General features: G+C 43.1%; 11 protein-coding genes. 3 read left to right on the top strand and 8 right to left on the bottom strand.

From position 1 onward, the window contains the following. Positions 1-61: 61 nt before the first annotated feature. From glpO to ADH52_RS01660, 3 genes are all read right to left on the bottom strand, one after another. Entirely contained in the window at positions 62-1,888 is a 1,827-nt protein-coding gene (glpO, locus tag ADH52_RS01670; RefSeq protein ID WP_049509682.1) for a type 1 glycerol-3-phosphate oxidase, read from the bottom strand. Between the two features lie 41 nt (positions 1,889-1,929). After that, positions 1,930-3,438 carry a glycerol kinase GlpK gene (gene glpK / locus ADH52_RS01665; RefSeq protein ID WP_000076784.1) on the bottom strand — a complete coding sequence of 503 codons (1,509 nt, stop codon included), beginning with the start codon at positions 3,436-3,438 and terminating at the stop codon, positions 1,930-1,932. A gap of 158 nt (positions 3,439-3,596) precedes the next feature. Further along, on the bottom strand, positions 3,597-5,024 hold the full coding sequence (locus ADH52_RS01660; RefSeq protein WP_049509680.1) for a helix-turn-helix domain-containing protein: 1,428 nt from the start codon (positions 5,022-5,024) through the stop codon (positions 3,597-3,599). 164 nt (positions 5,025-5,188) lie between these two features. Here ADH52_RS01660 and hslO point away from each other — a divergent pair, with 164 nt between their 5' ends. Together hslO and dusB are read left to right on the top strand one after the other, a co-directional pair. Further along, entirely contained in the window at positions 5,189-6,061 is an 873-nt protein-coding gene (gene hslO / locus ADH52_RS01655) for an Hsp33 family molecular chaperone HslO (protein ID WP_049509679.1), read from the top strand. Next, on the top strand, positions 6,048-7,028 hold the full coding sequence (gene dusB / locus ADH52_RS01650; protein ID WP_049491155.1) for a tRNA dihydrouridine synthase DusB: 981 nt from the start codon (positions 6,048-6,050) through the stop codon (positions 7,026-7,028). The genes hslO and dusB overlap by 14 nt, the downstream gene beginning before the upstream one ends. Positions 7,029-7,101: 73 nt before the next feature. Here dusB and ADH52_RS01645 read toward each other — a convergent pair whose 3' ends face one another. Continuing rightward, positions 7,102-7,776: a hypothetical protein gene (locus ADH52_RS01645; protein WP_049509677.1), complete on the bottom strand. Its 675-nt coding sequence runs from the start codon at positions 7,774-7,776 to the stop codon at positions 7,102-7,104. A gap of 287 nt (positions 7,777-8,063) precedes the next feature. Here ADH52_RS01645 and ADH52_RS01640 point away from each other — a divergent pair, with 287 nt between their 5' ends. Beyond that, entirely contained in the window at positions 8,064-8,294 is a 231-nt protein-coding gene (locus ADH52_RS01640; protein ID WP_049491151.1) for a hypothetical protein, read from the top strand. Positions 8,295-8,365: 71 nt separating this feature from the next. Here the strand turns inward: ADH52_RS01640 and ADH52_RS01635 are convergent, their stop codons facing one another. From ADH52_RS01635 to ADH52_RS01620, 4 genes are all read right to left on the bottom strand, one after another. Next, positions 8,366-9,139, bottom strand: coding sequence for an NUDIX domain-containing protein (locus ADH52_RS01635; protein ID WP_049509675.1), 774 nt, complete (start codon positions 9,137-9,139; stop codon positions 8,366-8,368). Position 9,140: 1 nt separating this feature from the next. Continuing rightward, positions 9,141-9,920, bottom strand: a complete 780-nt coding sequence (gene pnuC / locus ADH52_RS01630) for a nicotinamide riboside transporter PnuC (protein WP_049509674.1) — start codon at positions 9,918-9,920, stop codon at positions 9,141-9,143. 9 nt (positions 9,921-9,929) lie between these two features. Continuing rightward, the gene (locus ADH52_RS01625) at positions 9,930-10,988 is read right to left on the bottom strand and encodes an AAA family ATPase (protein WP_049509672.1); all 1,059 of its coding nucleotides are present in this window, start codon (positions 10,986-10,988) and stop codon (positions 9,930-9,932) included. Positions 10,989-11,136: 148 nt separating this feature from the next. After that, entirely contained in the window at positions 11,137-13,569 is a 2,433-nt protein-coding gene (locus ADH52_RS01620; protein ID WP_049509670.1) for an ATP-dependent Clp protease ATP-binding subunit, read from the bottom strand.

Here is a 13,569-nt window from a genome sequence, read left to right as displayed (position 1 = left end):
TCCATTTTAAAGAAGGAGAGGGAAGGCAAGGAAGGCTTGTCTCCCTCTCTTCTAGTTTTTCTTAATTTTTCAATTCCGCTAGATCGTTGTTAGCAAGGGCTGCTTCAACATCCGCACGGTAAGTTGCTTTCTCGTCTTCTGTCCAGTCATAGAATCGTCCCATTTCATCTAAAACTGGCTCAACGATGCTATCCAAACTATCACGCATAAAGAGCATGTGGTTGGTACGACGAAGGAGGAAGTCAACTGGGCTAAGAGCCAACTCATTGCGCATTGCATAGTGAAGTGATAAAGTATCTGCCAAGCTGAGTCCTGGTGCTTGTTCTAAACTATGAGCAAGGGCAAAGACTTTCGGTACATTTGAACCATAGAGATTTGCGAGATAGTGAGCTTCCTTGCTATCCAATCCACGTGACACTCCAAGTTGCGCAAAGGCTTCGATTTCTGAGTCCACATTTGCTGGGTTCAATTCCCCACCTGAAACAGGGTAAGTCTTAGAATTGATGAGTTTAAAGCTACGGTCAAATTCTGATTTGAGGATGTCAACCACGCGCTCCATAGCTCCTTCAGCCATCTTACGGTAGTCTGTGATTTTACCACCAGCAAGGGTCAAGAGACCATTATCATCTCGGTCCAAGCTAGAACCACGAGAAACTGCAGATGGGTCCAAATGTTTCTCAGAGGTACTGCTTTCAAGCTTGCTGACAGCAGACTCAACATCTTCACGCGTTTTTTCTTTAGAGAGATAAGATTCAACAGTCGCAATCAAGTTGTTAAAGCTTTCATCACTGATGGTTCCGTTATTTCCTCCATTGTAGTCAGAAGCGCTATTGCCTGCGATCAATGGACGAAGACCTGCCCAGCTACTTTCGATATCATCAATGGTAATGTTTGCTTCTGGGAAGCGGTTGTTGACAATGCCAAGTAGGTAATCTACATCTTCCTGAGTCACTTTTGGATGTTCCAAATCACCTGTATAGTCTGTGTCTGTTGTACCGAAGTAAGTTTTGTTTTCACGTGGAAGAACAAAGACCATACGGCCATCACCCAAACCTGTATCAAAGTAAACTGGCTGTGAAACCTTGATCTTGCTTGAATCCACTACCAAGTGAACTCCCTTAGTTGGACGCATTTGTGAGAATTGGGTTCCCATATTAGACAAATTGCGTACCTTGTCGCTCCAAGGACCTGTTGTGTTAATCACCAGACGGGCCTTGATTTCAAAGACTTGGTCTGTCAAGAGATCACGGGCTACAACACCTGTAATCTTACCACTTTCATCAAATAGGAAGCCTTCTGCCTTCACGTGGTTAGCAATGAGGGCACCGTCTTGGTTGGCACGTTTGATATTTTCAATCACGAGACGCGCATCGTTGTTACGGAAGTCAAGGTAAACCCCACCTCCTACCAAACCTTCTTTCTTCAAGTTTGGCTGGCGTTCCAAGACTTCTTCCTTGCTCAAAACCTTGTTAGCAGCTGGTGTGTTGTTAACTCCTGCCAAAAGGTCGTACAAATCCATCGCTACTTTCAGACGGAAGAGGCTAAAGGTCGCTCCATCCTCATCGTAAACTGGCAAGAGCATTGGATCTGGTTTTGGAATATGTGGAGCGATTTGTTGAACCACTGCACGTTCAGAAACTGTATCTGATACCACTTCTACATCAAATTGCTTAAGGTAACGTAGTCCTCCGTGAACCAATTTTGTTGAACGGCTAGATGTTCCTTCTGCGAAGTCCTGCATTTCAATCAAACCAGTCTCAAGACCGCTAGCTGCCGCCTGCAAGGCTACACCAGCACCAGTGATTCCTCCACCGATAATCAAGAGGTCCAAGGTACGTTCCTGCATTTTTTTAATTGATAATTCACGTGTTTTCTTTGAAAATTCCATATTTACACACTTTCTAACTGAGTCGCTTTATTCTTCCAGTATTAGTCGTCTACTTCCGCAAAGACTTGAGTTGCTTTTACAGCCTTCTTCCAACCCTTGTAGAGTTGTTCCTTACGAGATTCGTTCATCGATGGTTCAAAAAGTTCTCCTGTCTCGTTCAAGAGTTTCAACTCATCCAAGTCTTTCCAGTAACCTACTGACAAACCTGCTAAGAAGGCTGCCCCCAAAGCTGTTGTTTCCAAGTTTTTGGCGCGTGCGATATCGATTCCCAAAATGTCAGCTTGGAACTGCATGAGGAAATTGTTCATAGCTGCACCACCGTCTACTTTCAAGACTTGGATAGCTGTCTGCGCATCCACTTGCATGGTGTCGATGATGTCACGCACTTGATAAGCGATAGATTGCAAAGTCGCCTTGATAAAGTCTTCTTTACTTGTTCCACGAGTTAAGCCAAAGACAGAACCGCGAGCGTTTTGGTTCCAGTATGGAGCACCTAGACCTGTAAAGGCTGGAACGACATAAACTTCATCATTGTTGTGAGAATCACGAGCGTATTTTTCAGATTCTGGTGAATTTTCCACCATGCGAAGACCGTCACGAAGCCACTGAATGGCGCTTCCTGCGATGAAGATAGAACCTTCCAAGGCATAGTAAACCTTGCCATTGATACCGTAACCAATGGTTGTCAAAAGATTGTTCTCAGACAACTGCATCTCTTCCCCAGTATTCATGATGATGAAAGAACCTGTTCCATAAGTATTTTTAACCATACCAGGTTCAAAGGCCAACTGTCCAAAGAGGGCTGCCTGTTGGTCCCCAGCCATACCTGAGATTGGCACTTCTCCACCGTAAAAATGGAATGGGGCTGTCTTACCGTAGATTTCAGAGTTAGAACGAACTTCCGGAAGCATAGCCTTAGGAATGTTGAGAATTTCCAAAATCTCATCATCCCATTTGAGTTCTTTAATGTTATAAAGCATGGTACGAGCTGCATTTGAGTAGTCGGTCACGTGAGCCGCACCGTCAGTCAATTTCCAAACCAACCAAGTATCGATAGTGCCAAAGAGCAATTCCCCTTTTTCTGCTCGCTCTTGAGCGCCTTCTACATGGTCCAAAATCCAACGAACCTTAGTCGCTGAGAAGTAAGCATCGATAATCAAACCAGTCTTTTCATGGAATTTTTCCACATAACCTTGACTTTTTAGTTGTTCAGCCAAAGGTGCTGTCTGGCGTGACTGCCAAACAATAGCATTGTAGATAGGGAGCCCTGTTTTCTTATCCCAGACGACAGTTGTTTCACGCTGGTTGGTAATCCCGATTGCTTCGATTTGATTTGGCTTGACACCACTTTCGATGAAAGCTCCCGCAATAACTGACTGGACTGAGTTCCAAATTTCATTGGCATTGTGCTCTACCCAACCTGCCTGAGGGAAAATCTGAGTAAACTCTTTTTGACTCGAGCTGACCTTTTCTCCTTTTTTGTTGAAAATGATGGCACGAGAACTTGTAGTCCCCTGGTCAATGGCCATGATGTATTTTTCTTGTGACATGTGCTGTCCTCCTGATAAAGATCTTGAGGATGTTTCCTCTTTACACTAACTAGTATACAAAATAAAGCGCTTTCTTGTTCATCAACTTTTTTTAATTTTTAAAAAAATGTGAGGAGATTGTGCGAATTTCACAAAAAGACCTGGAACAACCAAGCCTTTTAAGTGAATAATAACTGACGAATCGCTGCTAAATCTTCCATATCCAAGTCATTTTTTAAATAATAAACTGGTGTTTGTTCCTTCTTATGAATCGGATTATTGGTAACCAGCAAATCATAATGCCGAGTTCGGTCATAGGCTTCAATGGTGATAAAACGATTGTATTCCAAATACCGTTTCAAAATGGCTGCCATCCTTGAAAAGACAAGAAAACCAGATGTCAAATCCAGACCAATCCGCATATGCTGGCCACCGTTTTCAGCCATATATTCGATTAACTGGAGCCATTCCCAGAGAATTTTCTTATCCAAATCCGTCCCCTGCTGAAAGGCAGGTAGAGCATGAAAAATCTCCTCTGCTATCCCCTTAAAATCATGTTCCATCAAAAAATAAGGATGACGATTCTCCAACTGGTACTTGTAGCGGTCCTGTAAAATATAGCCCTTATAGAGATAGACTTGAGCACAAAGCTGACTGAGTTCATAGGTAACGTGATCCTCTGTATAATCACCCAGCAACTCCTCCTTCTTCATTTCTTGAATCAACTGTGTCAGCAAATCGGCCAACTGCCCTCCAAAACCAAGGATATATTCCATAGTATGAAGAGGAAGAATGCGATGAGATAGGAGGAAAGAGAAGAAAATCATCATCTCCCCATCCTCAGTTCCTAGAGGAAGGTGTTGTCCAGCAAAAAAGGACGGAGCCTTTCTCAGCAAACGAAGGTAGAAAATATTGTCAAAATACCCTCGCATTTTCTCTTCTATCACTTGGAACTGACAAGCATTAACCCGAAGACGCTGTTGACTGATATGAGCCCAGAGAACCAAGTCCAATTTCTGACCCGAAGACAAACTTGCACCGCAGATTTCTTCTAAAGTGGCAATCTCCTGTTTTCTCTCTGGTTTCTGCATGTGACCTTCCCATTCCTGACTCGACCAGACCTTGCGGAAAAGACAGAAATAGAAATAGCGAATCTGATGCTCTGGACCTCGCCAACGTCCATTTTGGATGGATAAGTCAAATTCTGACAAAATCTGATTCAAACTAGCTAAGTGGCGACCAAGCGTAGCCTCACTAATCATCAATTCTTGAGCCAGCTGATGGGCTAAAAACTGTTGGTGGTAGAGAAGATAAACAAGAATCTGGTATTTAACAGCATTCTCCAAAAACAGGCTCCGAATATCTCTCCCCTTGGTCGCTGCACCGATCGATAGACGCAGATTTTCATCTTCTAAGTGAATAGTCAGCTCTAAGCCACTGTCCAAAGCCTTGTCATTGAGTAGGGTGACATATTTGGTTAGGGTTGCTTTTGAAAATCCTGTTTCCTCCATTACAGCCTTGACAGTTGTCTGAGACTCTTGTAATAGAAAGGAAAGGATTGAAAATTGGCCAGATTCGGCCTTTTCCATCAAGTCTCCTAAATACATTTGTTACCCCTTTCATTTTCTACCTTAAGCATAGCATAAATCTTACAAATGCTGAAATAATCTGTTTCTCTTTTTATTTTCATGCTGATTTCCTGGTCCATTATCCTGAAAATCAGCAAACACACGGCTCCCCCTTTGGACATTTTTATGCTAAAATAGTAGCTATGGATAAAATTATTAAAACTATATCAGAAAGTAGCGCCTTTCGTGCTTTTGTCCTTGATAGCACAGAAACCGTCCGCACTGCTCAAGAAAAACACCAAACCCAAGCTAGCTCAACTGTAGCGCTTGGTCGAACTCTTATCGCTAGCCAGATTCTCGCAGCCAATGAAAAGGGAAATACCAAACTAACGGTTAAGGTACTGGGATCTAGCTCTCTAGGTGCCATTATCACGGTCGCTGATACCAAGGGGAACGTCAAAGGCTATGTTCAAAATCCTGGTGTTGACATCAAAAAGACTGCAACTGGTGAAGTTCTAGTCGGACCTTTTGTTGGAAATGGTCAATTTCTCGTTATCACAGACTACGGTACTGGAAATCCTTACAACTCTATGACTCCCCTTATCTCTGGGGAAATTGGTGAAGACCTTGCCTTTTACCTGACTGAAAGCCAACAAACGCCTTCAGCAGTCGGCCTCAATGTCCTTTTGGACGAGGACGACAAGGTCAAGGTTGCAGGTGGTTTCCTAGTCCAAGTCTTGCCGGGAGCCAAGGAAGAAGAGATTGCTCGCTTTGAAAAACGCATCCAAGAAATGCCAGCTATCTCAACGCTTCTCGAAAGTGAAGACCATATCGAAGCCCTCCTCAAGGCAATCTACGGTGAGGAGGCCTACAAGCGTCTTTCTGAAGAAGAAATTCGTTTCCAATGTGACTGTAGCCATGAGCGCTTTATGAACGCTCTTGCTAGCCTTCCAAGCTCAGACTTACAGGAAATGAAAGAGGAAGACCATGGGGCAGAAATCACTTGTCAATTCTGCCAAACTACTTACAACTTTGATGAAAACGACCTGGAGGAACTCATTCGTGACAAATCTTAATACACCTTTTATGATTGGCAATGTTGAGATTCCCAATCGTACTGTTTTAGCACCTATGGCTGGTGTCACCAACTCAGCCTTTCGTACCATCGCAAAAGAGCTCGGAGCTGGGCTCGTTGTAATGGAAATGGTCTCTGACAAGGGAATCCAATACAACAACGAAAAAACCCTGCACATGCTTCATATCGATGAAGGCGAAAACCCTGTTTCTATTCAACTTTTTGGTAGTGATGAAGACAGCCTAGCACGCGCAGCAGAATTCATCCAAGAAAACACTAAGACCGATATCGTCGATATCAACATGGGCTGCCCAGTTAACAAAATCGTGAAGAATGAAGCTGGCGCTATGTGGCTCAAGGATCCAGATAAGATTTACTCTATCATCAACAAGGTCCAGTCTGTCCTTGATATTCCACTTACTGTCAAGATGCGTACCGGCTGGGCTGACCCATCTCTAGCAGTAGAAAATGCCCTCGCTGCTGAGGCTGCAGGCGTTTCTGCCCTCGCCATGCATGGCCGTACCCGTGAGCAAATGTATACAGGTCACGCAGACCTTGAGACCCTTCACAAGGTCGCTCAAGCTTTGACCAAGATTCCCTTCATCGCTAACGGCGACATCCGCACAGTTCAAGAAGCCAAACAACGTATCGAAGAAGTTGGTGCTGACGCAGTCATGATTGGCCGCGCAGCCATGGGAAATCCCTACCTCTTTAACCAAATCAACCATTACTTTGAAACCGGAGAAATCCTACCTGATTTGACCTTTGAAGATAAGATGAAAATCGCCTATGAACACTTGAAACGTTTGATTAACCTCAAAGGGGAAAACGTCGCAGTTCGTGAATTCCGTGGCCTCGCTCCTCACTACCTCCGTGGAACATCTGGCGCAGCCAAACTCCGTGGAGCCATTTCACAAGCTAGCACTCTGGCAGAGATTGAAGCTCTCTTGCAATTAGACAAAGTTTAAACACAGAAAACCCGTAAACTTCATTCAGTTACGGGTTTTTAAAATGTCTATAAACTTGAGATTCTAAATTCTACTATTGAGCTAAAACAACACTGGAAACCTTGCCATCTGCACCTGTGGTAATTTGAACGGTCTTTCCTCCACCGATTGTAGCATTATACTTACCATCGTCAAGAGTATAAGAATAGTCTCTGATAGAGTAGTTTTCTTTCTTTCCATCAGCAGATTCTACTGTGAATTTGCCTCCTGATGAAACTGTGATGGTTTCACCATTGGCACCCTTCCAGTTGCCTGCAGCTGCTGAGAAATCACCATCAACCATGGTTAAAACACCCTTGTAGCGTTTGTTGTGTTCTGCTTGCTTGTCTTGAAGTTTGCGGTCAGTTGTAGGATCATAGCTTGATTGGTTAGACTGGGCTTGAGGAGCCTGAGCAGGAGTTTGTTGACTAGCTGTCTGTTGATTAGACACTTCTTGGCCTTGTCTTTGTTCTGGTGCCGCTTGTGATGGCGTTGCAGTTGCTGAAGATTGATCAGTAGACGCCTTAGTCTTTTCAGATGAAGTTGAACTTGAGGACTTCTGAGTCTTGCTTTCTTTGCTAGAAGAAGCTATTTTAGAACTTGATGATTGGCTTGTCTTAGCAGAACTGCTTGCTTGAGTTGTTTCCTTTTTATTTCCACAAGCTCCTAATAGCAAGGTAGAAGCCAATACAGTTGCTGCCATCAATTTGATATAGGTTTTCTTTTTCATTTTTCTACTCCTTTGTAATGTTTTAGAAATATAAAGAAATCTTTTTGTAATATAATTGTAACATTGAAATTTGAATATGTCAACAATTTATCTAAACTATTTTAAAAATCTTAAATACTTTAGATAAATTTACTCCTCCTACTCTTTTATTCGTAATCTAATAGAAAAAACAGAAAAAAAATTCCTATTTTGAGTAATATTTTTAAATCACTCTTGTGTAATCGCTTGCATCTTTAAGTACAAAGGAATATAATAACATTGAAATAGAATATAGGAGGTGCATTCTTATGCTAAACAAGTATTACAAGTATCTTCCTTGGATGATTTTGGGAGCTTTCTGGTCTTATCAGTCTGCAATTCGCTACGCTCAGACTACATTTGATGTCTTCTATCTGACTACAGTCTTTATGATTTTCTATATCGCTTTGTTAGTTTTGCATGAGAAATATCTCAAGCAACGATACAAAGACTTCTTTACTCACCTGTTGAGCAATTCTAAGAAAGATAGCCACCCATAAAAGCAGTCACAACACAAAACCATCTCATGATGGTTCATAAAGAGGTCGGGAACTTTGTCCCGACCTCCCTTTTATTTTAATCGATAGGTTTTTCTTGGTTTCTTTTTAGGCACTCGTTTGAGTCCGACTTCTTCTACATATTCTCCGTATTTTACGAGAAAGTTATTGCTGACGATTGGACGACCGGGGTTGATAAGATTGACCAGTTCAGTCCCTTCGTAGACAGTGAACTCCTCCTCCAGCAGATAAAGGAAGGTCGGATTCCAGTCAAGTCGACCTTGGATTCGTTTGATGGATTCTTGGATAATGGCATAATGGTCAAAGGCGAAGGCTTGCTCGTCCAGCTCCACTCCCTCCAAGAAGCATTTGCCCGACTGAAAATCGACATCTACGAAAACGACATCCTTGGCATCGTCACCTGCCTGAACCAGTTCTAATGCACGACTAGGCAAATACACCAAGTGAGCAATGGTCACTGTCCAACCCCGGGGGTCACGACCGGGGGTCGATACGGTCATCAATTGCTCGATTTTTTCTAAAGGAAGATCGAGATTGACTTCTTCACTTACTTCTCGCTGACAGGCATGAGCAGCATCTTCTCCCTTATCCATAAAACCTCCAACTAAGGCCAAACAGTTTTGATAAGGGTGAGCCTTGCGACGAATCAGCAAGAGCTTGATCTTTCCTTCAACAAAGCAGTAGGCCACCATATCTACTGTCACACTTGGTTTTTCATATTGTGGGAGCTCCTGTTTGTAGTACCAGTCTAAAAACTCTTCCTGACTGGCATGGATTTCATAATATTCTTTTTCCGTCATCCCTGCTGGAATCATCGTATCCGTCATTTTATGCCTCCTTTCGAACTGCCTTAGTCCATTGGTACCAACCCACTAGACTGTTGAGTGTGTAAACCCAGTACATCCCTTGGATATGGATATTTTCACCCCACCAGAGATAAATACTAAAAATATTGGTTGCAATCCAGAAAATCCATTGCTCGCGGTAAAGACGTGTCATCAAGAGCTGACCAACACCATTTGTCGCATCAGTAACACTATCACGGAAAGGACGAGCGCTATTGATACTTTGATAAGCCAAGCCCATACCAATCCAAATGATAGCAGTCAAGGACAAGTACTTGAGCCAGTCAAGAACAGATAATTTCTTAGCTTCAAAGTGGGATTCTTCTGGTTTTTCCTGTTCATTGATACGGTTGGACAGCCAAGCATAGAGACCGATTGGTTGCATGACAAAGAAGTAAACGGTCGTCAAAACTTCCCCATAAAAAGTCGCATTCATGGCCAAAATCAAATAGATAGCTGAGTTAATAGCCCCAAAGAGATAATTGCTTGCACGCCCTTCTGCTACCAAGATAACACAGACAATCCCAGTCCAAGATGCAAACAAGCTAAGCCAGTCATGACTTTCCGTATTTTGCGTGAATTCCAAGATCAAGGGAACACTTGACAAGGCAATGAGATACAACCACTGGAAAAGACTGCGACCGACAAAGAGATCTTTCCATAGCAAGCGCATGATTCCTGCAAAACCAATTTTACGAGCTTCCGCATGGACATTTTTAAAGTTTTCGATAAATTGTGTGATTTTTTTAGTTAGTTTTTTCATATTTTTCTCCTAATCTGCTTGGTAAATGGCATCAATAGCCACTTTTGCTGCTTCATAATTACCTAGATAATCCTCCGCTAGATAAACTAAAGGAATATTGGTTAAATATCGCTCCCTCATCTGATCCAAATGTTGTGAAAAACTATGACGAATATGGTCTTCCGCCATAGTCATATCTCTAAATCCGTCATTGACATAGGAACCGACAGGTTGCACAAAGAGAATCAAGTCCCATTTTTCCTTAGCCAAGATTGAAACAAAGAGATTGTCAAATGTCTCTCCTGATAAGTCCCTTTGGTCCTCAGTCTCCATGTAATAATCATAGTAGCCCTTGGTTACTAAGGAGTTGGTGTCTGCTATTACCAGTCCCCTATTGGCATTGCTATCGATTAACTTAGATGTCTGGTCATACTGCCCCAACAGGAGATAATAGTAATCCTTTGGAGTCAATTCATCGTCGCGGACATTGTTTTTGATCTGGTACTCACGCGCGTATTCCAGGCTAACTGGTGCATCGTAATACCTTGCCAAATCCTTGGCTAAAGTGGTCTTCCCATTGCTGGCACTTCCCATAATCAACACTTTCTTTGTAAACTGACGTCGGAAGGGTTGAGCAATATATTTCCAATATTTGCTTGGATTTTCTCGAATCATAGTCGCTGAGATACCAAACTTTCTTTCTTGCAAGACAGTCTCAAAGCTACGATTAGACAATTCTTGCTGGTAGTCTGCTTCTCCCACAAAGAAAATTAGTTCTTGCTGGGTTTCATCATAGGAAATCTCCTCTAACATTTGGTCCAACCACTCCTGCCAACCCATAGGGTAACGAGGAAGATTGGTTTCATCTAACTTGCAGACAGAGGTCAACTCGTCATCACCAAAGGCCTCTCGGATATAGCGAAATCTTTTTTGAAGCGTTAAGCCTACCTGCTCCCCTCTATCTCCCTCATAGCCTGAAACGACAACCCAAACCCGGTCACACTGTCGCTTCGCACGCTGGATCAGATCGATATGACCTTGATGAAGCGGAGCAAAGGTTCCAAATACCACTGCTGTTTTCTTTTTCATAAATGCATTGCCTTTTTATAATTTTTGATATTTTTATTATCTATGTTTTTTATTATAAACTATATTTTTGTTTTGTCAATAGTTTTTTATTATTTTTTATAAAAAAGTAGCAAAAAAGAGAATCAAGATTGCTCCTGATTCTCCATTTTTATGCAATATCAAATTTTAACTGGCCTGCTTTAACACCAATCTTAAGTGTGCTGCCTGCCACCAAATCTCCCTTAAGAAGAAGTTCTGCCAACTTGTCCTCCACTTCTGTTTGCAGGGTTCTGCGAAGTGGACGAGCTCCCATCTCTGGGTCATATCCTTGATTGGCCAATAATTTCAGTGCGGAAGCTTGTAATTTCAAATCAATGCCTTTTTCAGCCAAACTTGCCACTAAAGGTTTAACCATAATCTTCACCACTTCCTGCATATGGTCGCTAGATAGGCTATGGAAGACCACCTTTTCATCAATACGGTTGATGAATTCAGGTCTATAAGCCTTTTTCAACTCTTCAAACATGCGTTTTTCCATGTTTTCCTGGTCAAAACGAATATCCTTAGCCCCAAAACCGACAGTCTTGTCATCACGAAGGGCTGTCGCACCAAGGTTCGATGTCATGATGATAATGGTATTTGAAAAATCGACCTTGCGTCCCTTACTATCTGTCAAGACACCGTCATCCAAGACCTGCAAGAGGACATTAAAGATGTCTGGGTGGGCCTTTTCTACTTCGTCAAAGAGGAGAACGGAATAGGGTTTGTTGCGAACCTTCTCGGTCAACTCCCCACCTTCTTCATAACCCACATAGCCCGGAGGAGCTCCATTGAGACGGCTGGCTGCAAATTTCTCCATATATTCACTCATATCAAAGCGGATCAGAGCTGATTCATCATCAAAAAGAACTTCTGCTAGAGCCTTAGCCAATTCGGTCTTACCGACACCTGTAGGCCCTAAGAACATAAAGGAACCAATCGGACGCTTATGACTGCGAATCCCTGACTGGTTGCGGCGAATCGCACGGCTAATGCTTGAAACTGCTTGATCTTGCCCGATGACACGTTTGTGCAATTCAGCTTCCAAGTTTAGGTATTTCTTAGCATCAGTCTGAGTCAGTTTTTGGACTGGAATACCTGACAAGCGACTCAAGGTGGTCAAAATATCAGACTCTGTCACCAAGTCTTTATAGACAGGCACTTCCTCTTCTTTTGCGATTAACTGAGCTGCCTGTTTCCACTTACCATCCATCAAGGCCTTGTCAGCTGGACTCAAACCTGAATCGTCTGCTTTTACATGCTTAGCCTTATTTTGCACTGTTGCCGCTGCTTCATCTAAGAGGTCGATAGCAGAGTCTGGCAAGTGACGGCTAGTCAAGTAACGATGAGCCATCTTGACGGCTGTTTCAACCGCTTCATCTGTGATTTGCACACGGTGATGTTTCTCATAAGTCGCCTTCAAGCCTTGCAAAATGGTCATACTGTCTGCCACACTTGGCTCTTCAATCGTCACTTTAGCGAAACGACGAGAAAGGGCTGCGTCTTTTTCAATGTGTTTTTGATATTCTTCCTGAGTAGTCGCACCAACCGTTCTCAAAGTTCCACGCGCCAAGGCTGGCTTCAAGATATTGGCCGCATCCAGAGTCGAATCAATCCCACTACCAGAACCCATGATAGTGTGAAGTTCATCGATAAAGAGGATAACTTGACCATCTTCTTCAATATCCTTTATGATATTGTTCATGCGTTCTTCAAAGTCACCACGGAAGCGTGTCCCTGCAACAACGTTCATCAAATCAAGCTCTAACACGCGCATCTTAGCCATTTCCGCAGGTACATCACCACTAGCAATACGCTGAGCGAGCCCAAGCGCCAAGGCTGTTTTCCCGACACCAGCATCCCCAACCAAGACAGGATTATTCTTTGTCTTCCGACTCAAAATTTGAATCATACGCGAGATTTCCTTGTCCCGACCGATGACTGGTTCTAACTTGCCAGAACGCGCTTGCTCTGTCAAATCATGCGTATAGTCCTCGAGTCCACCACTCGGAGTCTGCGGCATGCCCATCATATTGGCCATAGAATTTTGCTTGTCAGCTACTGTACGATGGCGTTGGCGTAAAGCCTTGAGGTCTTCTCGAGTCCAGCCTGCACGTTCTTCTAAATTTCGACGAAGGGCAGCAATCTTAACCTGATCTTTCTTGTCTTCATAAGAAAAACCAGCCCTCTCCAAGATACGAGTCGCCAAGGCATTGCCATCATGCAAAATCGCATAAAGGACGTGCTCCGTCCCTAGCACCTTAGCATGGACCACTGACGCTACATACTCTGCTTCAGCAAAGAGAACCTGTAGACGATGAGAAAACGGCAATTCCGTAAAGGTTTCATCCTGGCTATAGTCCGTTTCAGTCAGTTCCAAAGCGACTTCTTCTAAACGGTCCATCTCATATGGATAATCATTTAAAGTCGCCCCTGCCACACTATAACTGTGATTGGACATGGCAATCAACAAGTGCCAAGACTCTAGGTAACGAGCTCCAAAATGGCCTGCAACCATGTAGGCACTTTCGATACATTCATTCAATGCTTTTGAATAGTTCAT

This window comes from Streptococcus pseudopneumoniae (genome assembly GCF_001072665.1).
GTDB lineage: Bacteria > Bacillota > Bacilli > Lactobacillales > Streptococcaceae > Streptococcus > Streptococcus pseudopneumoniae_S.
This window is presented reverse-complemented; position numbering and strand designations above follow the sequence as displayed.

Coding starts and splice junctions, on each gene's coding strand:
- ADH52_RS01640 (WP_049491151.1), top strand. CDS start 8,064: ATGCTAAACAAGTATTACAAGTATCTTCCTTGGATGATTTTGGGAGCT.
- ADH52_RS01660 (WP_049509680.1), bottom strand. CDS start 5,024: ATGTATTTAGGAGACTTGATGGAAAAGGCCGAATCTGGCCAATTTTCA.
- ADH52_RS01645 (WP_049509677.1), bottom strand. CDS start 7,776: ATGAAAAAGAAAACCTATATCAAATTGATGGCAGCAACTGTATTGGCT.
- ADH52_RS01635 (WP_049509675.1), bottom strand. CDS start 9,139: ATGACGGATACGATGATTCCAGCAGGGATGACGGAAAAAGAATATTAT.
- glpK (WP_000076784.1), bottom strand. CDS start 3,438: ATGTCACAAGAAAAATACATCATGGCCATTGACCAGGGGACTACAAGT.
- ADH52_RS01625 (WP_049509672.1), bottom strand. CDS start 10,988: ATGAAAAAGAAAACAGCAGTGGTATTTGGAACCTTTGCTCCGCTTCAT.
- hslO (WP_049509679.1), top strand. CDS start 5,189: ATGGATAAAATTATTAAAACTATATCAGAAAGTAGCGCCTTTCGTGCT.
- ADH52_RS01620 (WP_049509670.1), bottom strand. CDS start 13,569: ATGAACTATTCAAAAGCATTGAATGAATGTATCGAAAGTGCCTACATG.
- pnuC (WP_049509674.1), bottom strand. CDS start 9,920: ATGAAAAAACTAACTAAAAAAATCACACAATTTATCGAAAACTTTAAA.
- glpO (WP_049509682.1), bottom strand. CDS start 1,888: ATGGAATTTTCAAAGAAAACACGTGAATTATCAATTAAAAAAATGCAG.